The organism is Planococcus kocurii (assembly GCF_001465835.2).
GTDB classification, from domain to species: Bacteria; Bacillota; Bacilli; order Bacillales_A; family Planococcaceae; genus Planococcus; species Planococcus kocurii.
In genome coordinates, this window is the sequence record NZ_CP013661.2 from 262,155 (window position 1) to 286,315 (window position 24,161).

The 24,161-nt window shown below is 41.3% G+C and carries 26 protein-coding genes; 2 read left to right on the forward strand and 24 right to left on the reverse strand.

Annotated features, from left to right (window positions below):
• Positions 1–116 precede the first annotated feature (116 nt).
• The 14 genes from AUO94_RS01340 to lepA all read right to left on the reverse strand — a co-directional run bounded on the left by AUO94_RS01340 (position 117) and on the right by lepA (position 15,081).
• Positions 117–1,076 (reverse strand): PhoH family protein, encoded by a 960-nt coding sequence (locus tag AUO94_RS01340; RefSeq protein WP_058385564.1) that lies wholly within the window; start codon positions 1,074–1,076, stop codon positions 117–119.
• Between the two features lie 300 nt (positions 1,077–1,376).
• A complete protein-coding gene (locus AUO94_RS01345; RefSeq protein WP_058385565.1) occupies positions 1,377–1,874 on the reverse strand; it encodes a hypothetical protein in 498 nt (165 codons plus the stop codon).
• A gap of 30 nt (positions 1,875–1,904) precedes the next feature.
• Positions 1,905–2,891 carry a flotillin-like protein FloA gene (floA, locus tag AUO94_RS01350; RefSeq protein WP_058385566.1) on the reverse strand — a complete coding sequence of 329 codons (987 nt, stop codon included), beginning with the start codon at positions 2,889–2,891 and terminating at the stop codon, positions 1,905–1,907.
• Between the two features lie 4 nt (positions 2,892–2,895).
• Complete coding sequence (locus tag AUO94_RS01355) at positions 2,896–4,221, reverse strand: NfeD family protein (RefSeq protein WP_082707484.1); 1,326 nt, start codon at positions 4,219–4,221, stop codon at positions 2,896–2,898.
• Positions 4,222–4,445: 224 nt separating this feature from the next.
• The gene (gene rpsU, locus AUO94_RS01360; protein WP_006828698.1) at positions 4,446–4,619 is read right to left on the reverse strand and encodes a 30S ribosomal protein S21; all 174 of its coding nucleotides are present in this window, start codon (positions 4,617–4,619) and stop codon (positions 4,446–4,448) included.
• Positions 4,620–4,714: 95 nt separating this feature from the next.
• Positions 4,715–5,383 (reverse strand): deoxyribose-phosphate aldolase, encoded by a 669-nt coding sequence (gene deoC, locus AUO94_RS01365; protein WP_058385567.1) that lies wholly within the window; start codon positions 5,381–5,383, stop codon positions 4,715–4,717.
• Positions 5,384–5,425: 42 nt separating this feature from the next.
• Positions 5,426–6,163, reverse strand: a complete 738-nt coding sequence (locus AUO94_RS01370) for a 16S rRNA (uracil(1498)-N(3))-methyltransferase (protein WP_058385568.1) — start codon at positions 6,161–6,163, stop codon at positions 5,426–5,428.
• Positions 6,164–6,175: 12 nt separating this feature from the next.
• Positions 6,176–7,117, reverse strand: a complete 942-nt coding sequence (prmA, locus tag AUO94_RS01375; RefSeq protein ID WP_058385569.1) for a 50S ribosomal protein L11 methyltransferase — start codon at positions 7,115–7,117, stop codon at positions 6,176–6,178.
• 126 nt (positions 7,118–7,243) lie between these two features.
• Positions 7,244–8,356, reverse strand: coding sequence for a molecular chaperone DnaJ (gene dnaJ, locus AUO94_RS01380; RefSeq protein ID WP_058385570.1), 1,113 nt, complete (start codon positions 8,354–8,356; stop codon positions 7,244–7,246).
• Positions 8,357–8,465: 109 nt separating this feature from the next.
• Positions 8,466–10,292 carry a molecular chaperone DnaK gene (gene dnaK, locus AUO94_RS01385; protein ID WP_058385571.1) on the reverse strand — a complete coding sequence of 609 codons (1,827 nt, stop codon included), beginning with the start codon at positions 10,290–10,292 and terminating at the stop codon, positions 8,466–8,468.
• A gap of 21 nt (positions 10,293–10,313) precedes the next feature.
• Complete coding sequence (gene grpE, locus AUO94_RS01390) at positions 10,314–10,910, reverse strand: nucleotide exchange factor GrpE (protein ID WP_058385572.1); 597 nt, start codon at positions 10,908–10,910, stop codon at positions 10,314–10,316.
• A gap of 17 nt (positions 10,911–10,927) precedes the next feature.
• On the reverse strand, positions 10,928–11,962 hold the full coding sequence (hrcA, locus tag AUO94_RS01395; protein WP_058385573.1) for a heat-inducible transcriptional repressor HrcA: 1,035 nt from the start codon (positions 11,960–11,962) through the stop codon (positions 10,928–10,930).
• A gap of 90 nt (positions 11,963–12,052) precedes the next feature.
• A complete protein-coding gene (gene hemW / locus AUO94_RS01400) occupies positions 12,053–13,192 on the reverse strand; it encodes a radical SAM family heme chaperone HemW (protein ID WP_058385574.1) in 1,140 nt (379 codons plus the stop codon).
• A gap of 59 nt (positions 13,193–13,251) precedes the next feature.
• Positions 13,252–15,081: a translation elongation factor 4 gene (gene lepA, locus AUO94_RS01405; RefSeq protein WP_058385575.1), complete on the reverse strand. Its 1,830-nt coding sequence runs from the start codon at positions 15,079–15,081 to the stop codon at positions 13,252–13,254.
• Between the two features lie 216 nt (positions 15,082–15,297).
• Here lepA and rpsT point away from each other — a divergent pair, with 216 nt between their 5' ends.
• The gene (gene rpsT, locus AUO94_RS01410; RefSeq protein WP_058385576.1) at positions 15,298–15,546 is read left to right on the forward strand and encodes a 30S ribosomal protein S20; all 249 of its coding nucleotides are present in this window, start codon (positions 15,298–15,300) and stop codon (positions 15,544–15,546) included.
• A gap of 51 nt (positions 15,547–15,597) precedes the next feature.
• Here the strand turns inward: rpsT and holA are convergent, their stop codons facing one another.
• A complete protein-coding gene (gene holA, locus AUO94_RS01415; RefSeq protein ID WP_058385577.1) occupies positions 15,598–16,626 on the reverse strand; it encodes a DNA polymerase III subunit delta in 1,029 nt (342 codons plus the stop codon).
• A 157-nt stretch (positions 16,627–16,783) separates the two neighbouring features.
• Here holA and AUO94_RS16960 point away from each other — a divergent pair, with 157 nt between their 5' ends.
• Complete coding sequence (locus AUO94_RS16960) at positions 16,784–16,918, forward strand: YqzM family protein (protein ID WP_078080335.1); 135 nt, start codon at positions 16,784–16,786, stop codon at positions 16,916–16,918.
• Positions 16,919–17,162: 244 nt separating this feature from the next.
• Here the strand turns inward: AUO94_RS16960 and AUO94_RS01420 are convergent, their stop codons facing one another.
• The 9 genes from AUO94_RS01420 to aroE form a co-directional block, all read right to left on the reverse strand.
• Positions 17,163–19,331, reverse strand: coding sequence for a DNA internalization-related competence protein ComEC/Rec2 (locus tag AUO94_RS01420; RefSeq protein WP_237150163.1), 2,169 nt, complete (start codon positions 19,329–19,331; stop codon positions 17,163–17,165).
• Positions 19,332–19,435: 104 nt separating this feature from the next.
• Positions 19,436–20,008 (reverse strand): ComE operon protein 2, encoded by a 573-nt coding sequence (locus tag AUO94_RS01425; protein ID WP_058385579.1) that lies wholly within the window; start codon positions 20,006–20,008, stop codon positions 19,436–19,438.
• An 81-nt stretch (positions 20,009–20,089) separates the two neighbouring features.
• A complete protein-coding gene (locus AUO94_RS01430) occupies positions 20,090–20,656 on the reverse strand; it encodes a helix-hairpin-helix domain-containing protein (RefSeq protein ID WP_237150164.1) in 567 nt (188 codons plus the stop codon).
• A 196-nt stretch (positions 20,657–20,852) separates the two neighbouring features.
• Entirely contained in the window at positions 20,853–21,578 is a 726-nt protein-coding gene (locus tag AUO94_RS01435; RefSeq protein ID WP_058385581.1) for a class I SAM-dependent DNA methyltransferase, read from the reverse strand.
• Entirely contained in the window at positions 21,575–21,913 is a 339-nt protein-coding gene (gene rsfS, locus AUO94_RS01440; RefSeq protein WP_058385582.1) for a ribosome silencing factor, read from the reverse strand. The genes AUO94_RS01435 and rsfS overlap by 4 nt, the downstream gene beginning before the upstream one ends.
• On the reverse strand, positions 21,910–22,485 hold the full coding sequence (gene yqeK / locus AUO94_RS01445) for a bis(5'-nucleosyl)-tetraphosphatase (symmetrical) YqeK (protein ID WP_058385583.1): 576 nt from the start codon (positions 22,483–22,485) through the stop codon (positions 21,910–21,912). Before yqeK ends, rsfS begins: the two co-directional genes overlap by 4 nt.
• Positions 22,454–23,041, reverse strand: coding sequence for a nicotinate-nucleotide adenylyltransferase (locus tag AUO94_RS01450; RefSeq protein WP_058385584.1), 588 nt, complete (start codon positions 23,039–23,041; stop codon positions 22,454–22,456). Before AUO94_RS01450 ends, yqeK begins: the two co-directional genes overlap by 32 nt.
• Complete coding sequence (gene yhbY, locus AUO94_RS01455) at positions 23,038–23,337, reverse strand: ribosome assembly RNA-binding protein YhbY (RefSeq protein WP_058385585.1); 300 nt, start codon at positions 23,335–23,337, stop codon at positions 23,038–23,040. Before yhbY ends, AUO94_RS01450 begins: the two co-directional genes overlap by 4 nt.
• Complete coding sequence (aroE, locus tag AUO94_RS01460; RefSeq protein WP_058385586.1) at positions 23,324–24,151, reverse strand: shikimate dehydrogenase; 828 nt, start codon at positions 24,149–24,151, stop codon at positions 23,324–23,326. Before aroE ends, yhbY begins: the two co-directional genes overlap by 14 nt.
• Between the last annotated feature and the right edge of the window lie 10 nt (positions 24,152–24,161).

A 24,161-nucleotide genomic window follows, 5' to 3' on the forward strand; every position in this document is an offset into this window, starting at 1 on the left:
TTTCTAAAAATTTGAAATTATCCCCATATTTATGAGAAATAATAGGTTGTGAGTCCTTTTTAAAAAAATGCTAAAAAAGATGCAGGGATTTTCGCCCCTGCATCTTTTACATTTAATTATATCGGCTGTTTTTCGTAGGCATCTATGATCTTTGCTACAAGTGGATGACGAACCACATCTCCGCTTTCAAGATACTGAAAATGAATAGTTGGAACATCTTTTAAAATGGTTTCTGCTGCAATCAACCCCGACTCAGCCCCACGCGGCAAATCAATCTGTGTTTTGTCACCGGTAATGATCATTTTCGAGTCAAAACCTAGCCGCGTCAAAAACATTTTCATTTGTGCCTTTGTGGTATTTTGCGCTTCATCAAGAATAACAAACGCTGCGTCAAGTGTACGACCTCTCATATAAGCAAGAGGAGCAATTTCAATCGTCCCGCGTTCGATAAAGCGATTTGTTTGCTCAAGACCCAACACATCGTGTAAAGAGTCATAGAGCGGTCTCAAATAAGGATCTACTTTTTCTTTTAAATCTCCTGGTAAAAAACCAAGACTTTCCCCTGCTTCCACAGCAGGCCGTGTCAAAATAATTTTCTTTACTTGACCATTTTTAAGCGCCTGAACTGCCATGACGACGGCTAAATACGTTTTACCTGTCCCAGCAGGACCAATTCCAAAAACTAAATCCTTGCTACGCATAGCTTGAATATAATGACGCTGACCTATTGTTTTTGCCCGAATAGACTTGCCATTAGCGTTGCGCGCCACTTCTTCGTCGTAAAGTTCGGCAAAATATTCGATTGTGCCGCTTTTAGCCATTTCAATAGCAGAGATAATATCTCGCTGATTGATGTTAATATTTTTGCGTATAACCCGCAATAATTGTTCTATTAATAGTTTCCCCGTTTGCTTGTCTTCTTCAGAACCTGATAACTTGATGACCTCACCGCGGGTAATAATTTGAATGTTAAAAGCTTCTTCGATTAATGTTAAATGACTATCTGAGATCCCGAGCAGTTGAACCGCTTCATTTGGGTCTTTCACATGTAGTTCTAGTAAGTTGTTTTCTGTCATGTGGACGCTCCTTAGAATCGAGTATTTACTGCTAATTTCACTCTATCATTAAAGATAATCACTTGTAAAATTTTTGTTCTGGATAAATTGATTGAAAAAACTAAATAACAAAAATCGAACAAGAAGAGCAGCTAATAAACGATGTTTCGCTTACGAAATAGCAGTAACTCAAAAACAGTAGTTTAACTTACAACTTTTAAATCTGCTATGTAAATCAATAAGCAGTTTAAACGCCATATAACTTTACATAATATTATTATTAATAAAAAACAGCAACTAGCGGGAACTAGTTGCTGTTTTTTATCTTTTGGATTTGGGCGGTAGTAAAATCTCTGCCATAATAATGCCTCTTCTTACATCTTCACTACTCAACGGCAAAAATTCATGCGATATTTCTTCAGGACTTTGACTAACAGGCTGATCGCGTAGCGGCTTTGATCTATGCGTAGAAATGCGATCTTGGATTTCATGTTGTGCATCTCTAGACGAAACACGACGCTGCACTTCTTGTCGTGCTTCACGAAGAGGTGCACGGTTTACCATTTCTTCCGCTTTTTTCTTTGCCTGCCCTACACGCTCAGAACCTTGATTTTTTTGATTTTGTAGTTCCCCATAAATTTCTTTAGCGTAATCTTCCACCCGTTTGAACCTCCCTTGGTCAGAGCGACCGTCTCGATCAGTTGACGCTTTTGTTGAGACGGGCTTAGCAGGAACATCTCCATCGGGTGAATCTTTTTTGCTTTTATTAAAAAAAGCACTTACCGCCATGATAACAAGTCCAAATATGAGAGCTTCCATACGACAAACCTCCCTTATGACTGCTGCCGATTATTTATCGTCGGATTTGTCCATGCCCGTTTTTGAGATAGACTCTCTCATACCTGTATCTGCTTGGACATTTTTGTAATTGACGTAATCCATAATGCCAATATTGCCGTTGCGTAGCGCTTCCGACATAGCAAGTGGTACTTCAGCTTCAGCTTCTACAACTTTTGCTCTCATTTCAACAACTTTGGCTTTCATTTCTTGTTCACTTGCTACAGCCATTGCACGACGTTCTTCTGCTTTTGCTTGAGCAATTTTCTTATCTGCTTCTGCTTGTTCTGTCTGCAACTCTGCGCCAATGTTTTTACCAATATCAACGTCTGCAATATCAATCGACAGAATTTCAAACGCTGTTCCGGAATCCAGGCCTTTAGATAAAACGGTTTGAGAAATCAAGTCCGGATTTTCTAGAACTTTTTTATGACTAGTGCTCGAACCTAAAGTAGAGACAATCCCTTCACCTACACGAGCAACAATTGTTTCTTCTCCTGCACCACCGACTAAACGGTCAATATTAGCACGAACTGTAATACGAGCTTTTGCTTTCACTTCGATTCCGTCCATTGCAACACCTGCAATAAATGGTGTTTCAATCACTTTCGGGTTAACCGACATTTGAACTGCTTCTAATACGTCACGACCTGCAAGGTCAATCGCTGCTGCACGTTCAAACGGCAATTCGATATTAGCACGATGCGCCGCAATCAACGCATTAACGACACGGTCAACGTTACCACCAGCTAAATAGTGACTTTCTAATTGATTGATGGTTACTGTTAATCCTGCTTTTGATGCTTTAATTAATGGATTGACGATACGTGACGGAATAACGCGACGTAATCTCATTCCGATTAGCGTAAAGATACTGATTTTGACCCCTGCAGCTAATGCTGAAATCCATAATGTAATTGGTACGAATGTGAAGAAAATTGCCAAAACGACGATAATACCAATTATCGCAGCACCTAAACCAATTGTTTCAATTCCCATTTCTCTATTCCTCCTCTTGTTTTTCAAGTTCACGAACGACGATACGTGAACCTTCTACCTTGATTATCTTAACATCTTTACCACTGTCGATAAATCTGCCTTCTGATACAGCGTCAATGCGCTCATCTTCTAATTTAATGGTACCGGAAGGACGGAGCGCTGTCACTGTTTGGGCAATTTTACCGACAAGTTCTGGGCGATTTGTAGTCGATACATAACCACCTGCCGTATCGGTAGCATCCGTCAAGATAATCCGTTTGAACAAATCAAGCCGCTTACCAAAGAATTTCACTACAATCACCATCCCTATTGTTGCTACTATCATTGCAATAAGTACTGCTATGGCGGTGGTTTTAAGATCTCCTCCCGCGAGTAAAACACTTCCTAGGATCGCTGCAATTCCCAGGAATCCAGCAACACCTCCAGGAATAATAAACTCAGCTATTAATAGACCAAAACCAATAACTAATAAAACAATGGACTCATAACCGGCTAACCCTGCTACCAAATGTCCGTAGAAAAACAGCATAAGGAACGTCAAGCCAATAAATCCAGGAACTCCAACTCCAGGTGTAAATAGCTCCAGAAGTAATCCAAGACCTGCAATTGATAGAAGAATTGGCACGACAATCGGGTTGGTCAAAAAACGAGCGAGGCTTTCTGAGAACGTTTCATCGACTGTCACGACTGTGGCATCTTCAAGTCCTTTCAAACTAAGTAGCTCGTCTAAGGTAGATACCGTCCCTTGCGAATAGTTCACCTGTTCAGCTTCAGCCGCACCCAAAGTTAACAACTTCCCTTCAGCCGCACCAAGTTCAGGCAAATCTATGGAAGCATCAGCCATCGCTAAGGCAATCTGAGGATTACGACTTGCTGTCTGAGCCGCGTTCTTCATGGATGCTAACCAAGCGCTATTGGCTTTGTCAGCAGCTGCGTTACCGGCTTGATCAATTACCTGTGCTGCACCCATACGACCATTCGGATGCATATAGATTTCATCATTGTGCAAAGCTAAAAAAGCACCTGCAGACAAAGCATCTTGATTGATGAAAGCTATTTTTTCCAATGACGTTTTGTCCAATAGACGGGCAATGCCATCTGCTGCTGCGACAAATCCACCTGGTGTATCTATCTCGAATATGATTGCTTCGGCTCCAGCGTCTTCTGCTTCTTCAATGCCCCGTTCAATAAAAGCCTGCAGTCCTCTTTCGACCTCATCTTCAATAGGTATCACGTACACAGTCGAAGTATCAGCCTGTATGGCCGGGAGCATGAGCAAAAACGATAGTAGCAAAAGCCCAAAACCAATACAGACTTTGACTCTGCTCAACAGGATCTCTCCTTTCGCATTTCAAATTTACTGTTTGTATCTATACGGATGAACAGGAAATAAGTTTCAAGGTACGTCTCCTATTATAAAGTAAATCTTCAGTAATAACGAAAGAACGCGCTTACAAATAGAATAAATAGAAAAACCACCATCACGATACTCGTGATGGTGGTTTAGGCTGGTCGTTCATATTTTTTAAAAGTCATTATACTGCTTAAGGTCAATTAAAATTTACGTTTACGCGCAGCTTCTGATTTTAGTTTACGTTTCACGCTCGGCTTATCATAGTACTCGCGCTTTCTTACCTCTTGCATTGTTCCAGATTTAGAAACAGTGCGTTTGAAGCGGCGAAGAGCATCTTCAATCGATTCGTTTTTACGAACTGTAGTTTTTGACATCTCTTTTTCCCTCCCTCCGAACACACGTTGAAGCGAAGAACAACAAGTGTTATATACTCAAAAATTATATCGTATTCTAGATGAAAGGTCAATAGTTAATAATCAGAATCAGAAGTTAACCCTTGCATGATTTTGACGCCTGAACTTGCACCGATACGCGTAGCTCCTGCTTTGATCATGGCTTCTACATCTTCAAGGCTACGAACGCCACCAGAAGCTTTAACGCCCAAATCTGGACCTACTGTCTGACGCATTAGTTTGACGTCTTCAACTGTAGCTCCAGCAGTTGAAAAGCCCGTAGAAGTTTTGACAAAGTCAGCTCCTGCTTCTTTGGATAAACGTGAAGCAGTCACTTTTTCTTCGTCAGTCAATAAACAAGTTTCTAAAATCACTTTGACAATCGCCTTGCCTTTTGCTGCATTGACAACCGCTTCGATATCTTTTTTCACATGGTCCGTATTGCCACTTTTAAGTGCTCCAATATTCACGACCATATCGATTTCACCAGCGCCTTTTAGAATAGCATCCGTCGTTTCAAAAGCCTTCGTTTCAGACGTTGACGCACCTAATGGAAATCCGATAACTGTGCAAACTTTCACGTCGCTCTCTGCCAACTCAACCGCTGCCGTTTCAACCCAAGCCGGATTAACACATACAGAAGCAAATTTGTATTCAGCCGCTTCTTGACAAAGCTGAACAACTTGGCTTTCTGTAGATTCAGGTTTTAATAAAGTATGATCAATGTATGATGCAATTGTTGTCATGACTAAAAATCCCCATTCTTTTTTTAAAATTATTATGCAGTGTTATTCAAATTCATAAGAAATCGCAGATAATGCATACAAAGGTGCCGTTTCTGTCCGTAAAATCCGTGGACCGAGAGCAGTAAAGCTCGCTCCAGCGTTTTTTAGAGACGCCACTTCTGCTTGTGAAATTCCACCTTCTGGACCAAAGATGATCAGCACTGAATCTTTATCATACAATGCTTTTAAAATTTCAGCAAACCGAGTCCTATCCTCTTGCCGCGCCTCTTCTTCGTAAGCTACAATGACCGCGTCATACGAGTTGGCTTTATCTAGCAATTGTTTAAAACTGTGAATGCCATGTATTTCTGGGACATGCGTTCTATGTGATTGCTCAGCTGCTTCTTTGGCAATTTTTTGGAGACGTCCAATCTTCTTTTCACTTTTAGCACTGTCCCATTTTACAATAGAGCGTTCTGCCGAAAATGGTACTAATGCATACATTCCGAGCTCTGTCGCTTTTTGCGTGATCAAATCCAGCTTGTCACCTTTTGGCAATCCACAAGCGATGGTCACTTTTTTCGGCAATTCGACTTGCATTCCCAAATCGCTACCGATTTTTACCTCTACGTCAAAATCTGCACTGACTATTTTTGCCTGATACGCTTGATCTTCCATAACTACAATCAAATCGTCCCCAATAGTTTGGCGCATAACTTTGGCGATGTGCTTTGCATCATCGCCAGTTATCGCCACTATTTGATTTTCAGGAATTTTGCCTTTTATAAAATATCGTTGCATTGTGGCACCTCATTACTCAGGTTTTTTTGAAATAATCGTAACCCAATCTTCCATCATCATGACATTTTCAATGACAAACCCAGAAGCTTCAAGTGAGGCTTTAACGTCGTTCTTTTTCGCTTCTATGATACCTGAAGTGATATAGCTACCGCCTGGTTTAACGATATTGAAAGCATCATCTGTAAACGACATGATAACTTCCGCCAAAATATTAGCTACAACTACATCAGCCGGTTGATCTACTTTATCAGTTAGATTGCCTTTTTCAACTGTCACAATGCCTTGAACTTTGTTTAGTTCCACATTATCAATCGCCGCTTTTACAGCAATTTCATCCAAATCCAGTGCATATACTTCTTTGGCAGACAATAATGCAGCACCAATTGCCAATACCCCAGAACCTGTACCAATATCGATGACACGATCAGATGGTCGTACTACTTTTTCTAACGCTTGAAGACTCATAACAGTAGTAGGATGGGTACCCGTTCCAAAAGCCATTCCTGGATCTAACTCAATAATTAATTCGTCACTTGATACCGGATTGTAAACTTCCCAAGTTGGAACAATCGTGAAACGTTCGGAAATCTTTACAGGGTGGTAGTACTTCTTCCAAGCTGTGGCCCAATCTTCTTCGTCCACTTCACTAATTGTCACTTCGTTTTTGCCAAGGTTGATATCAAAAGCAGCTAGATTATTAATCGCCACTTTAATTGCATCGACCGTTTCTCCCAAAAAACTATTGACGGGGAGATAAGCTTTCAAAATCACTCCATCTACTGGAAAATCTTCAGGATCTAGTGAATAAATTTCTCCAAAGCGATATTCTCTTTCTTTCGTTAAGTCTTCCGAGTCTTCAATGACAACCCCGCTGGCTCCTGCTTCATGCATGATGTTAGAGACCGCTTCAATTGCTTCATTTGTCGTATGAAACGACAGTTCTGACCATTTCACTTCCACTCAGCTCCTTTTCGACTTCACAGTCAGTAAGACTCTCGCTTTTCGCCAGAGTCTTCTGTTTGTAAAAATCCAGTTGCTTTAACTATTCATAAAAAGAAAATTTTAACCCCGTAGCTCTTATTAATCGCCTTTAATTGTACGTTTGATTTTTTCAAAAAGAGAACTGCTATGCTCTTCTGGAATATCGCCGCTAATTTCAGCAAATTCACGTAATAGCTGCTTTTGCTTTTCGCTGAGGTTTGTTTGTGTTTTTATTCGAACAATAACATGTTGATCGCCCGTTCCGTAACCATGGACATTTTTAACACCTTTGCCTTTTAGACGGAAACGCGCACCACTTTGTGTGCCGGCCGGAATTTTTAATTTCACTTTCCCTGAAGTTGTCGGCACTTCAATTTCGTCACCCAACGCTGCTTGCGGATAGGTGATGGCAATATCTAAATAAATGTCATCGCCTTCACGTTGGAATTGTTTATGTGATTTCACACGGAAAACAACATATAAATCTCCTGAAGGTCCTCCGTTAACACCTGGTCCACCTTGTCCAGTGACACGCAATTGCTGGCCATCATCGACCCCTGCCGGAATAGTCACTTTGATTTTATTAACTTTGCGAACCTTGCCTTGACCACGGCAAGTTGAACATTTTTCTTCGATAATTTGACCAGAGCCTTCACAATGCTGGCAAGCACGACGATTGACCATACGGCCGAAAGGTGTGTCTTGCGTTACATTTGTTTGACCAGAACCATCACAATATGGACACGTTTTTTTCTTTGTGCCAGGCTTTGCACCGGAACCGTCACAAGTATCACATGTTTCATCTTTAGGAATTTCAATTTCTGTTTCTTTCCCGAACACAGCATCCATGAAATCGATGGTCATCGAATACTGTAGATCGTCACCCTTACGCGGAGCACTTGGATCGCGGCGTCTTGAACCGCCACCAAAGAACGTGCTGAAAATATCGTCGAAACCAAAGCCATCAGCTCCGCCGCCACCAAATCCTTGATTGGGATCTTGGTGCCCAAATTGATCGTATTGTGCCCGTTTTTGTTGGTCACTCAGTACTTCATAGGCATCTTTTACTTCTTGGAATTTCTCCGATGCATTGGCATCTTTATTAATATCTGGGTGGAATTTTTTCGATAAAGTCCGGTATGCTTTTTTAAGCTCTTCTTTAGAAGCAGTCTTAGATACACCCAGTACTTCATAATAATCTCGTTTATTCATGAGTCACTCTCCCTCTAACAATCAACTGTAATTGTACACGGTTTAAATCGCTGTTGCAAAGACATTGAAAGAGCCAAAGCATGTTGCTTTGCTTTGACTCTTCAAGGTCTTACTTATTATCGTCGTTTACTTCTTCAAATTCTGCATCAACGACATCGTCATTTCCCGACGCAGCATTTTCTTCTTCTCCAGCTTGTTGAGCTGCCGCTGCTTGCTCATAAGCTTTCATTGACAATCCTTGCAAGATTTCCTGAAGTTTGTCTTTTTTCTCACGAATGTCGTCGATGTTATCCGACTCCAATGCCGCTTTTAGTTCATCGCGTGCATCTTCCGCTTGTTTTTTCTCTTCTTCTGTAACAACTTCGCCTAGGTCTGCAATTGTCTTATCTGTTTGGAAGACTGCTTGGTCCGCTTCATTGCGAACTTCTACTTCTTCTTTTACTTTTGCATCTGCTTCAGCATTTTCTTCTGCTTCTTTGATCATGCGTTCAACTTCTTCGTCAGTTAAAGACGAATTCGATTGAATTGTAATTGTTTGCTCTTTTTGCGTTCCAAGATCTTTCGCTTTAACGCTAACGATACCGTTCTTATCGATATCAAAGCTTACTTCGATTTGTGGTACACCGCGTTGTGCTGGCGGAATATCCGTTAATTGGAAACGGCCAAGTGTTTTGTTAGCTGCTGCCATTGGACGTTCGCCTTGTAATACATGAATATCTACGGCTGGCTGGTTATCAGCAGCAGTCGAGAATGTTTGCGATTTCGAAGTTGGGATCGTTGTGTTACGCTCGATCAATTTCGTGAATACGCCGCCCATTGTTTCGATACCAAGTGATAATGGCGTTACGTCTAGTAAGACCACATCTTTTACGTCTCCAGTTAATACGCCACCTTGTACAGCTGCACCCATTGCTACAACTTCATCCGGGTTAACACCTTTATATGGCTCTTTGCCTGTTTCTTTTTTCACAGCTTCTTGTACAGCTGGAATTCGAGTAGATCCACCAACAAGAATAACGCGATCAAGATCAGAAGCTGAAATACCAGCATCTTTTAATGCTTGGCGTGTAGGTCCCATTGTGCGTTCAACTAATGAAGAAGTTAACTCGTCAAATTTTGCACGGCTCATTGTAACTTCCAAATGAAGCGGTCCTTCTGCTCCAGCAGTGATAAATGGCAATGAAACTTGAGTTGAAGAAACGCCTGACAAGTCTTTTTTCGCTTTTTCAGCAGCATCTTTCAAGCGCTGAGTAGCCATTTTGTCTTTAGACAAGTCAACACCATTGTCTTTTTTGAATTCTTGTACCAAATAATCGATAATCAATTTATCAAAATCATCTCCACCTAGACGGTTATCGCCGGCAGTTGATTTTACTTCAAAAACGCCATCGCCAAGTTCAAGAATCGATACGTCGAATGTACCGCCACCAAGGTCATAAACAAGGATAGTTTCGTCTGTTTCCGTTTTATCAAGACCGTATGCTAATGCTGCTGCAGTTGGCTCGTTAATAATACGTTCTACTTCAAGACCTGCAATACGTCCCGCATCTTTTGTTGCTTGGCGCTCTGCGTCATTGAAGTAAGCTGGAACTGTAATAACCGCTCTTGTTACTTTTTCGCCTAAATATTCTTCAGCGTACCCTTTAAGGTATTGTAAAATCATTGCAGAAACTTCTTGAGGCGTATAATCTTTGCCTTCAGCTGTTACTTTTTCCTGCGTACCCATTAAACGTTTAACGGATTGAATGGTATTCGGGTTAGTGATTGATTGGCGTTTAGCTACTTCGCCGACTTGACGTTCGCCATTTTTAAAAGCGACAACAGAAGGAGTTGTACGGTTGCCTTCTGGGTTTGGAATAATTTTTGGCTCGCCGCCTTCTAATACTGCGACTGCTGAGTTTGTTGTTCCTAAGTCAATACCGATAATTTTGCTCATTGTTAAATTCCTCCAATATTTTTATTCGTTTACTTTTACCATTGCCGGGCGAATAACCCGATCTTTTAACATATAGCCTTTTTGCAATTCTTGTAACACAATTCCCGCTTCTGCAGATTCGTCTTTTTCTTGCATAACTGCTTGATGGAAATTCGGATCAAATGGTTCGCCGACCGCTTTAATTTCTGCTAGGCCTTCACGGTTCACAGCTTCAATTAACGATTTCTGTACCATTTCCACGCCCTTTAGCAAGGACGCTGACTCTTCACTGCTTGTCGTAAGAGACAAAGCACGTTCAAAATTGTCTAGTACTGGCAGAATATCCGCTAATAGTGATTGTGAACGGAATTTATTGGCGATTTCTTTGTCTTTTTGAGTACGTCTTTTGAAATTATCAAAGTCAGCCAATAACCGCAAATATTTGTTTTGCTCAGCTTCAAGTTGCGCACGAAGCTCTTCAGTTTCATCCGTTATTGAAGACTCTTCCTCACTAGAAGATTCGTCAGGCGCTTCTGCATCTACTAATTCTGGTGACTGTTCAGCTTCAGCGTCTTTTACTTCAACAGCTTCTGGTGCTACATGTTCTTCTGCTTTTAATGAATCATTTTTTTTCGACAAATCTGTTCCTCCTTTGTTCACGTTCCATTAAACAACCGGTTCAGTTCTTTCGATAAATCACCGCTCAGCAAATCCAATATAGAAACGATGCGTTTATAATCCATTCGTTTTGGACCTATTATAGCGATGGAACCGGTCTGTTCTTCTCCGATATCATAAGATACCGTAATGACACTACAATCTTCCATTGCTGTAAGCACATTTTCCGAGCCAATGCGAATATGGAGGCCTTGGCTTCCAACTGGCAAGATCATCGGAATGTGCTTTACTTCTTCCATGACATCCATTAAATTTCTGATTTTTTGAAGATCATGAAAATCTGGTTGTCTTAAGATGTTCAGCTTACCGCCGTAATAAATATTTTCATCCGTATGTGGCAATAAAACGGCTTGCCTAAACGTATGAAACAATTCACCATAGCGTTCAACATGCTGCTGTAAAATCGTCAATGTCTCTTGTTCTAACCGCAGGTGCAGATTGTTTAGCGATACACCAACGAGCCGTTCATTTAGGATATTCGTCATTTTTTCAATATCCGATGGATCGAGTCCAGGCGGAATAGGAAAAATCCGATTTTCCACATGACCAGAATCGGTCACAATAATCGCCACAGCTGTGTCTAAAGTTAAAGGAACAATCGACAATTTCCTAACGATGTGTCTACGTACATCAGGACCCAATAAAATAGAAGTGTAATTGGTCAATTCCGAAAGAATCATGGCAGAGCGTTTGATAATTTCTTCTGTCTCTGTCAGCTTTTCTTCAAAAATTGAACGCAACTGTAAAATGTCCTGTTGTGGTAGTGGTCTTGGTGTCAGCAAGTGATCGACGTAATAGCGGTATCCTTTCTCCGAAGGAATGCGTCCGGAAGACGTATGTGTTTTTTCTAAAAACCCCATCCCCTCTAAATCCGCCATTTCGTTGCGTATAGTGGCAGGACTAAACGGAATATCAGGTCTTCTGGAGAGTTGGTTCGATCCTACCGGCTGAGCTGATTGAATGTAATCATCTACTGTCACCTTTAAAATGAGCAGTTGCCGTTCTGTTAACATGATCATCACCTCTGTTAGCACTCTAAGTACCCGAGTGCTAATACTACATTAAAATTAACAAATAAAATGATCAATGTCAACGGAAGAGCTTTAAGCTAATAAAAATTGCTCAAAAACTTCATTGCCAACAAATCGTCCTTTGCGGGTCAGTCTAACAAAATCGCTAGCAACTTCTAAATTTCCTTTAGCCATTTCTTTTTTCAAGATATCTCCGTAAACATCTTGAATCGGTTTTTGAAATTTAATTTGGAAATGAGACAGCGACACCCCGCCTGTTTTTCGTAGCCCTAGAAACATTTCTTCTTCCATTTTTTCATGGAGCGGCACTTGGTGTGTACTCAAAATTGGACGCTCACCTGCATCTAATGGAGACATGTATTTTTTTAAAGGTCCGGCATTGGAATAGCGAATACCATCTACATAACCGTGCGCACCGGCACCAACGCCAATATATTCAACATTGTCCCAGTACAGTAAGTTGTGTCGTGATTCATGACCAGGACGCGCAAAATTGGAAATTTCGTATTGTTTTAATCCACGTTTGTCCATTTCATTCATCAACTTATCGTACATATCGGCTTCTAAATCTTCTGTTACCGTATTTAACTTACCTTTTGTCATTAAGTTATAAAATACTGTTTTCGGCTCAATGATCAAGGAATAGGCTGAGAAATGCGGCATATCAAATGCAAAAGCTCGCTCCAGTGTATCGTCCCATTGTTGCATCGTTTGGCCAGGTAATCCGTACATCAAGTCGAAACTCAAGTTTTTAAAGCCTACTTTGCGAGCAGCATTAACTGCACGTGTAACATCTGAGTTGCTGTGAGTTCGGCCAAGTCGTTTTAAAAGATCTTCATCGAATGACTGAACGCCCATGCTTAGACGGTTGACACCTCCGTCAAATAGCACTTGCATTTTATCTTGTGTCAATTCATCTGGGTTGGCTTCTGATGTCCATTCCAAATTAGCAGCCATTGGGACATAGCGATGAATATGTGCCAGCAATTTCTCTAATTGAACAGGTGTTAACGATGTAGGAGTCCCTCCACCAAGGAAGATTGTTTCCAAAGGATGATCGAGTGCTCCTTGTTCTTTCCATAACGCCAACTCTTTTCCTACGGAATCAATGTAAGCATCCACCGGCTGGTCTTTGAAATATACTTTATTGAAATCGCAGTAAAAACAAATTTGGTGGCAGAATGGAATATGGATATACAATCCTTTTACCATTTTATTTCCTCTTTTCTAATAAGAAAAGGAGGCTAAAATTCCGCCTCCTTTTTTTCGTTTTATTTTGATTGGTCGTCCATTTTTAAAATAGCCATGAATGCTTCTTGTGGAACTTCTACAGATCCAACTTGCTTCATGCGCTTTTTACCTTCTTTTTGCTTATCGAGAAGTTTCCGTTTACGGGAAATATCGCCACCATAACATTTAGCAAGAACGTTTTTGCGTATCGCACTAATCGTTTGACGTGCCACAATTTTTTGACCGATAGCCGCTTGAATTGGCACTTCAAATTGTTGGCGTGGAATTAGATTCTTCAACTTATCGACAATGGCTTTTCCACGTTCATAGGCAAAGTCACGGTGAACGATAAAACTCAAAGCGTCTACTTGTTCAGCATTTAACAAAATGTCCATCTTGACCAATTTAGATTCTTTGTAGCCAATTAATTCGTAATCAAAAGAGGCATAGCCTTTTGTCCCTGATTTTAATTGGTCGAAGAAATCATAAACGATTTCAGCCAATGGCAACTCATAAATAATGCTAACACGTGTATCATCAACGTAATCCATTGTTAAGAAATTACCGCGTTTGCGTTGGCAAATTTCCATAACCGCGCCTACGTAATCATTGGGTACCATAACTGTTGCTTTCACATAAGGTTCTTCAACTAGTTGAATTTTTTGTGCGTCAGGCATCATAGCCGGGTTGTCGATTTTCAAAACTTCCCCGTCTGTCATATGAACTTCATAAATTACACTTGGTGCAGTTGTGATCAAGTCAATATTAAATTCGCGTTCGATTCGTTCTTGAACGATTTCCATGTGCAACAAGCCAAGGAATCCACAACGGTACCCAAAGCCCAGTGCTTGAGAAGATTCAGGCTCGAATTGCAAAGCTGCATCATTCAATTCCAATTTCTCTAGCGCGTCACGCAAATCATTGTATTTAGAAGTATCAATTGGGTACAACCCACAATAAACCATTGGATTTAATCGACGGTAACCAGGCAACGCTGAGCTTGCTGGATTATTAGCAAGTGTAATTGTATCACCGACTGTCGAATCACCCACGTTTTTAATAGCAGCTGTTAAAAAGCCAACATCGCCAACTGTTAATTCTTCGCGAAGAGTTGCATGAGGAGTGAAAACACCTGCTTCAATCACTTCAAATTCTTTTCCAGAAGCCATCATTTTTATACGATCTCCAGGTTTTACAGTTCCTTGAACAATCCGAATATACGCTACAACACCACGATAAGGATCGTAAAGAGAATCAAAAATCAACGCTTGTAACGGCGCACTTGGATCTCCAGTTGGAGCTGGAACTTTCTCAACGATTTGTTCGAGAATTTCTTCAATTCCAATTCCGGCTTTTGCTGATGCCAATACCGCTTCAGAAGCATCCAAACCGATTACTTCTTCGATTTCCTGGCGAACACGTTCTGGGTCAGCGGCAGGCAAATCGATTTTATTGATAACTGGTAGAATTTCTAATTCATTATCTAGCGCCAAGTAAACGTTTGCTAATGTTTGGGCTTCAATTCCTTGTGCCGCATCGACAACAAGTACAGCGCCTTCACAAGCTGCTAAACTGCGTGACACTTCATAGGTAAAGTCGACGTGCCCTGGAGTGTCAATCAAATGCATAATATAAATTTCGCCATCTTTGGCTTTATAATTAAGCTGAACAGCGTTCAATTTAATGGTAATGCCACGTTCCCGTTCAAGATCCATAGAATCGAGGGACTGTGCTTTCATTTCTCGGGAAGTCAGTGCTTCCGTCTTTTCTAAAATTCGGTCTGCAAGCGTAGATTTACCGTGATCGATGTGCGCAATAATCGAGAAGTTGCGAATTCTGCTTTGCCGAGATAATCTTTCCTCATTATTCATTCTCTTCACTCCTATATAAACTACTATGAATTATAGCAGTACAACAAGCATTGAGCAATAAAAGCTCGTGAATTCATTTTTGCTGTCAAGGAAAACTTCTTTGCACGTAACTATTGCAATCCTTCCGCTGATTTGATAAAATAACTCATGTTGTATAGAGACATTAAAGAGTTGGGATGATTTCCTCTCTTTCATATTGTCTAGGAGGTGAAAGATATGCCAAACATTAAATCTGCAATCAAACGCGTGCGTACGAACGAAAGCAAAAACGTTCAAAACTCGCATACGAAATCAGCAATGCGTTCTTCTATTAAGAAAGCTGAAACAGCTTTGACTAACAAAGACGATAACGCTAGCGATACTGTAAAAGCGGCGATTAAACAGGTGGAAAAAGCGGCTTCTAAAGGCTTGATCCATAAAAACACTGCAGCTCGTAAAAAAGCTCGCTTGATGAAACAAGCGTAAAACATAAAAAAAGCCAGATCCTTTAAAAGGATCTGGCTTTTTTTATTCATTTTAACGTTGTTGTTTGATCGCGCGCTTCATCAAGAAAAATTCCAAAATGCGCTCACGATTGCCACTAAGTGTTTTTAGCTGAAGATCGATGTCTGCTAAATCACCAAGTACCTGCAACAGTCGCTTTTCAGAAATCTGTTGGCGTTTTTCCACTAGTAGCTTAACGCGATAGGGATGCGCCTTTAGTTGTTTAGAAATTTGTTGCGCATGATACCCTTTTTTCTGCAAATAATACACTTGAATCATAAAGCGTATTTGCGAAGCCAGTAAAGCCGCTAATGCTACCGGCTCTTCTTTTTGACGCAACAAGTCGTAGTAAACACTTAGGGCGCCGCTAACATCGCCGTCAAGATACGACTGAAGCATTTTAAATGCATCTTGCTCAAGCGTCCGTGCTGTCATTTGTTCTACAAGGTCTACCGTAATGTCTCCTTCTGCTGCCCCGAGATACAGCGACATCTTCTCAATTTCTGAAGACAATAATGTCAGGTCGGTACCTGCCATCTCCATTAATCGCTGAGCCGCTTTCAAATCGATGCCTTTACCAAAATTTTTCGCTTCGTGCATTAGAAAACTTTCTAAGTCATTAGTCTGGAGTGACTTGGCTTCTATTAGTACGGTATGTTGCTTCATCAGCTTGGTTACTTTTTTGCGCTCGTCTACTTTTTCATAAGGCGCTACAAAAATTGTCACCGAACTACTTGGTGGATGTTCTAACCAGGCTTCGAGTGCCTTTAGATCATGATTGATTTTTTCTTTGCCACGCTCTGCTGCTTTTAAAAACGTTGCATTGCGTGCAATAATCAGCTTGCGGTCACTGAAAAAAGGAATGGTGTCTGCCTCATCAATAACGTGGTCAACCGGTACTTCGTCCAAATCAAAAAAAGTTAGTTCTAATTCTCCGCCGTCCGTCAATTTATCTTTTAGCAAATCCAAGGTTTTTTCAATAAAATAGCTTTCTGTTCCCACAATGAGATAAACAGGGTCTATTTGTCCGCTGCGTATGGATTTCCACACGGAAGTAATCATCTTATCAGCCTCCCCTTCTTCTACTATATCGGATTTATACGACTTTGGGTATTTGACAGTTATGTGTCAGTAAAGAATTTCATCCTTTAAACTTTACTTCAATCTAGATTTTTACTTTGTCTTCGCTTATAATTAGAAGGAATTAGGAGGGATTTCAATGAATGAATTTGAACAGAATGTACAGTCCAAACGTAACGATGCAATCGACGCGGGAATGGGCTTTGTCGTATCCTTTGGATTTTTTGCCCTTATCTTCATTATCGCCGGAGTTGTAGAATTCGCTGCACGGTAATTAAATCAAAAAAAGGTTTCGGTTTTCATAACCGGAACCTTTTTTTGTTGCATAGAAATGAGCCACTTCGCCGATTTGCTTTATGCCTGTCAGAGCTATACGGGCGCCTGCGCTTTTCTTTGTCTAGACTCCGGCGCCCAGCTCTTCGGGTCATAAGGCCACTCTGCTGTGTGGCAAAGAACGCCACTTCGCCGACTTGCCTTATGCCGGTCAGAGCTACACGGGCGCCTGCGCTTTTCTGAGATCAGCGCATTGTTTCGAGCTTTAACTCTCCTTTATTATAAAGTAATCGGATGGTGCCGTTTTCTGCGGTGTTTAACGTATCAAGTTCCAATTCATCGAACCGGTCAACTACTTCTGGACTCGGGTGACCGTACCGATTATCAACGCCGGTCGAAAAAATTGATACAGCCGGATTGAGTAGCGTTAAAAATTCCTCGCTGCTGGACGTTTTACTGCCGTGATGTCCTACTTTTAATACCGTCAGACCAGCGAGTTCGCTGCTGTAAGTTTCTATTAATGCCTTTTCCCCTGCAGCTTCTAAATCTCCTGTAAATAAGACACGGTAATCACCCGTTTTCATAAATAGCACAAGTGAATCGTTGTTGCCTTCGTAAGTAGCATCTGTTGGAGAAAAATAGCTGAATTGCGTGTCCGCAACGCCCCAATTTGATCCAGCTCCCGGAAACACGATATTGGTTTGCTTTGTATAAGGAGCTAATTGAAGCATCAATGCGTTTGTAGCAGATCCCGGTGTTAGATGGAGCTCTTTAACTGGAAACAACTCGAAAATCTCATCTGCCCCTTCTGCATGGTCAGCGTCTGGATGCGAAAGTACAAAAACATCAATTGAAGAAATGCCATTGCCTTTTAAATAAGGTGCTACAACTTGCCGCCCAATTTCATAAGGCCGTTTCTTCTCTTTAAAAGCTTCTGTGTCAAAGCGCAGCAAGCCACCACTATCGACTAAATACACAGCTTGCCGAAAAGGCAATTCTATTACAGCACTATCGCCTTGACCTATATCGAGAAAAGTTACTTTCAAACGCGGATCGACATAAGGCACAGCCGTAAACAGGAGTGCAGGAACTACTAAAATCAACAACTGACTAAATTGAAATTTTCGCTCAGCGGCGCAGTAAAACAAATAAACACTGGCTGCTAAAAGAAACACGATAAAAAGAGTGGGCTTTCCTGGATTCCAAAGCTGATAAGGCAATTTGACCAGACGGTTCATGAATTGATCGATCAGTCCGCGCAAAGGTTCATAACCATTAAAAACAACATCTGCTACTGGCTGAGATAAAACAGTCAGAAACAATAACAGAAAATTGGCCGGTAAGACCAGCAAAGTAAACAAAGGAACAAAAAGGCTATTGACCACAAATGCAGACAACGACAATTCATAAAAATGAAAAAGAAGTAACGGATATAGTGTCACCTGAGAAATGAATGTTAAGACAAAGCCTGTTTTTATAGCAGACCGGATTTCACTTAGGAACTTTAAAGAGTATATAATGCCAAAGGTTGCACCATAGGACAACTGAAAACCAATTTTGTACAGGACGTATGGATTCCATAGAATAAAAAAGATCATACTAGTTAACATAATACTCGCAATAGGTAACCGGAAGCCAAAAAGCTTGCCTGCTAGTACAGCGCATACCATACTAACTGCTCGCCAAACTGAAGGCGCACCACCAGCTAGAACCGCGTAAAGCGGCAATACAACTAACAAAATGACGAGCGCCATCTCTTTTCGAACATGCAAACGGACAAGAATGCCATAAAGCAGGCCCGATGCAATTCCAACATGCAATCCTGAAATAGCAAACAAATGAGAAATGCCTAAGGTTTGATAGACACGTTGATCTTCAGGATCCATGTTTTCTCGCTCACCAATCAGTAAAGCTTCCGCTTCTGCAACTAGACTTTCTGGGAAATGCTCGCGTATATGATGCTTTAAAGCCTCTCTCCTGCTAAGTAGCCGATTTGTCCACGTATCGTTCTCTGTCACCCCATCTATTGACTGGATGACCAATAACGTGTTTGCTCCATTATGCCGCAAATATTTACTCATATCAAAAGAATAGCGATGCGAGGGAGATGATGGTTGTTCAAAAACACCGCTAACTTGAAATATTGAGTCGTCAACTAGACTTTCTAATTGAAGTTTTTGTTCAGCGGAACTTAAGCGGTGTCGTGCGTAAACGACTGTACGATCTTCTAGTACTGCAAATCCTCTAAGACTATCGCCATCGATGACTGCACCCGTATGAAATATCAGTGTTCCTGAATAAGGATGTAGCTTATTAACTAGCTGCTGACTTCTAAAATCCTGCACCAAATACACCGCACAAGTAAATAAAAAAACTGCGACAATAAGAACTCGCCCTTCTTTTTTCCAACACATCCAACTAAAAAGCAGCGCCATGAACACGAGTTGAACCGCTGTTTCATGCGCTGCATATGTAGCAAGAATGGTAGCTGCTGCTAAATATAGAAAAGGAGTAGTTGTTACACTTCGATTTCTCCGAATAATTGATTCACCCGTTCAGTATAATGGGCCAATTCTTCATCACTTCCACCTTTTTCACGCAACTTTTCCAGGAGTTCCATATAAAGAGCAGATTTTTCGACACTCAAAAAATCAATCTTCCGCTCGTCAAATACTACTTGCACGACTTCTACACCTGCCTGCTCTAATAATTCAATGGCATATTCATGATTTTTGTAGTCTGTCGCGTAATAAAGTCGAGCAATTCCGGACTGGATAATCGACTTAGTACATGGCAAACAAGGAAAATGGCTGACATACATATCCGCGCCACTGACGCTAATGCCGTATTTCGCACATTGCAGTAGCGCATTCATTTCTGCATGGATTGTCCGCACGCAATGTCCATCAACCACATAGCAGCCCTTATCGATGCAATGGTCTCCTCCTGAAATTGATCCATTGTAGCCACCTGCCATAATTCTTCGGTCACGCACAATGGTTGCGCCGACAGACAGTCGTGTACAAGTGCTTCTAAGTGCGAGCAAATGGCTTTGCGCCATAAAAAATTGGTCCCAAGTTATTCGCTTCATTTAATTGCCTCCTGCTCATGTAGTTAAAATAATTGTAGCAGAGGCATCTATTTCGTCAACCGTCTTTTCTTGTACGGCTTTCTATTTGGCAGTAATAAGATCTTTTAGTTGTTCAAAGGTTTTGTCGCCAATCCCAGTAACCTCAGTTAATTCTTCCGGTGTTTTAAATCGCCCTACCTCTTCCCGATAAGCAAGGATAGCAGCGGCCTTAGAAGGACCGATTCCCGGTAGTTCCATCAATTCGGTTTCACTCGCCAAGTTGATATCAATCAAACCGCTACCACTAGCTGAAGCTGTCTGAGACGATGCCGCTGGCAAACTGATTTCTTCGCCCACTACTGGTACGTAAACACTGGTTTCATCCACAATTACGAGCGCCAAATTAATAGCACGACTATCGGCTTTTGTTGTGAAACCACCTGCAGCTTGAACAGCATCTTGCATACGGGATCCTGCCGGTAGCTCGTATACACCTGGATTAACCACTTGCCCTTTCATATCAATCATTAAGGTAGTCTCTATTACGGGAACTTCATTTTCTGGGGGTTCTGTCTGCTGAGGGGATTCAGCGTTGATTAGTTCAAGAGAAGTAGCAGGAGCTGTTTCTGACTTACTTTGAGGAAACAAGAAGTAAATTAGTAGCAGCACAATGACAGCTGTGGGGATCAGCAGCCATGCAAATTTGTTCTGAAGCTCGGAAAATTTCAGTTCGCATTCCTCATTTCTTCAGAAGACAATTAAATAGAAGCTGTTTGAATTATATAATAATTCGGTTGCTGCTGTCTAGCTTTTTTGAATAGACAAAAAGCCACCTGCACGTTGCAGATGGCTCCATCAATTCGCCTCAAACTTTTCTAGCATAGAAGAAAATACGTTCACTTTCTTCATCCGGCACCTGATCTGAAAAATCGGCTGTCACCGACTCTACAGAAAATCCAGCCGCTTCCAACCATTTTGTGTAAGCATCGACAGAAAACGTTCGCTGTTCATGCGTTTCTTCAAAACGTTCGAATAACTCATTGTGACGAACGAAAAAAGTCATGTCGTGAATCACGCTATGTTCTGCTTCTCCAGGCTCAGTATGCCAAATGTACGCAATTTCTTCTGCATCATAAACAAATGGACTGGCCATGTAGACTTTATCCACTTTGACAATGGAATGCACGTCAAAGAAAAAATGACCACCCACATTTAAGGCTTCATAAACTTCTTTAAATGTTTGCTGAACCTGTTGCTCATCCTGCAAATAATTAACCGAATCAATAGCGATCGTCACGATATCAAAATCGGTCAATCCCTCTAAATTATCCATCGACAATTGAAGTACCGGAATTGACTGGTTTGCATCTTGAAAGCGTTGATTGGCAATCGTCAACATGTCTTCAGACAAATCACTCGCTGTTACGTTATAGCCCATTTCAGCAAAAAGCTGTGACAATGTGCCAGTTCCACATGCTACATCCAGCAACTTGCCGGATGCAACATGGGAAGCGACCCACTCCACATACTTTTCGTAAGGAATATCTTCCATCAGTCCATCATAGACTGCGGCAAATTTTCCGTATTTCATATTTCCATTTGCGGAGCTTCTCTCCACAGACGTTCAAGGTTGTAGTATGAGCGCTCGTCTTTATGGAAAACGTGTGCGACTACATCACCAAGATCGACAAGAATCCATCGTGCAGAGTCGAATCCTTCAATGCTTTTCACTTCATGGCCTTCTTCGTGGGCTTTATCCATAATTTCTCTTGCAATTGATTGAACTTGACGATCTGAATTCCCTGTACAGATGACGAAATAGTCAGCTAGCAACGAAATTCCCTCCATATTTAAAACAACGATATCTTCTGCTTTTTTATCTTCTGCTGCGTTATACGCTACTTGTAGTAAAGTTTCTTTAGTCATTCTTTCACTTTCCCTTTCTGTTGCACGAAGTAATTGTAACACTTCAGTGAATCCGGAAATACCGGTTGATTTTTTGATTCTAAAAATTCGATGGAATGTTTGATCGCGGCTTCCATCATAACATCCAATCCTTGATTTTTTAATTGTCGCAATTCTTCAACACCTGAAAATTTGCGGTTTGGTTCGATTAAATCAGCAATATAGACGATTTTTTCCAAATCAGACATCGCTTCACGTCCCGTCGTATGGTAACGAATGGCGTTAAGTACGTCTTCATCGGTAACTCCAAATTCGCTTTTCGCTAAATGAGCGCCTACAGGAGCATGCCAAAGTTCTGCGTGGTATTCGAGTAGTAAAGGATCCATGTTTTCAGAAACGATGACAGATTTCATCCATTCTCGATCTGAAAATTTTGCAACATCATGCAAAATTGCTGCTGTTTGCGCATTGGATTCGGACACTTTAAATGCTTTAGCGAGTTCAGTTGCGGTATCCACTACACCAAGCACATGAGTAAATCGGTTTTCTGGAAGTCGTTCTTTAACGGTCTGAAGCATGTGGTTGTGATCCATACAAGCGCTCCTTTCGAATAAAAGCTTCCACTTTCTCCGGCACCAGAAAGGCGAGGGGCCCGCGTGCAGCAACCCGTTCTCTCAATAATGTGGATGACAATCGCAATTCCGGAGAATCAATCAGCATCACCGGATAAGGTGTCTCTGTAGTATACCCCGGCCGCTTAACACCAATAAAGCGAATCAACTTTACCAACTCATCAATTCGGTGCCAAGAAGACAAACCTTCTACCATGTCGGCTCCAATAATAAAATGGAATTCGACGTCAGGTTCTTGTTCAGACAGTTTTGTTAAGGTATCAAAAGAATAAGAAACTCCACCCTGTTTGATTTCGAAGTCTTCTACTTTAAATTGGTCGTGATCAGAAATCGCGAGCCTAGTCATCGCGAGCCGCTGCTCGGCACTAGCACCTGCAACTTCTTTATGAGGCGCAATATAATTGGGCATAAAACGGACTTCAGCCAATTCGGCCGCGAAAAGCGCTTCACTCGCCATGATTAAATGACCGAGATGAGGCGGATTAAATGTTCCGCCTAGAATCCCAACTTTTTTCATCTTTTAACCGGTAGCTCGATTCGTTTATTATGAACCGATTGTTTGTAAAGTACGACAGTATGACCAATCAATTGAACCAACTGTGATTTTGTGCCTTTAGCAAGAGCTACTGCTACTTCATCTTTGCCATCTTCATTATTTTGAAGAATGCTAATTTTGACCAATTCGCGCTTTTCTAATGCTTCTTTGATTTGAACGAGCATGGCATCACTGACGCCGCCTTTACCTACCTGGAAAATGGGTGCAAGATGATGTGCTTCGCTTTTCAAAAAGCTTTTTTGTTTAGTTGTTAACATAAGTGCCTCCTAGTTTTTCTGTGATCATTTGGATCATTTTTTCAGTATTTGGCTGTATCCCTGTCCATTTTTCAAAAGCAATTGCTCCTTGATAAACGAACATACCAACGCCATTTGAGATAATGCAATTTTTTTCTCGTGCTTTTTTCAAGAAAGGTGTTTCCAGTGGATTATAAATAATATCCGCTACTAAAGTTCCTGATTTTACTCGGTCCAGTGAAATCGGCAACGCTTCACCTGTCGCTAATCCAACAGAAGTCGTTTGAATCACAATTGCAAATTCAGCCAATTGTTGTTCAGATTCAATGAGCGTCATGGCAGAAGCATTTGTTTCTGCCGCTAGCTCTTCTGCACGCCGGTAGGTTCGGTTGGTAATGGTCACATTCGTAAAGCCAGCGCGCTTCAAAGCAAAAGCAATTCCTCTTGCCGCACCACCTGCGCCAATCAGTAACACTTTTGATGTCTTATCGATGGCATGAACAAATAGCGAGCGAACAAAACCGTCACCATCTGTATTCGATCCAACATAATGAGTTCCATCAAAATTCACCGTATTGACAGCATTCATTTGCGAAGCACTTTCTTCTAGTTTTCCTAAAAGCGGAACAATGGATTGCTTGTGCGGAAGTGTAATATTAAAACCACTGATGCCCAATGTTTTCATAGCTTCCAATGACTTTTTCAATTGCGACGGTTCCACATGAATCGGCAGGTAAGCAGCTTCTATGCCATGTTCATCAAACCACGATTCATGCATAAATGGGGATAAGGAATGAGCAATTGGATCACCAATTACTGCGTACCATTTCTTCATCTAAAAACCT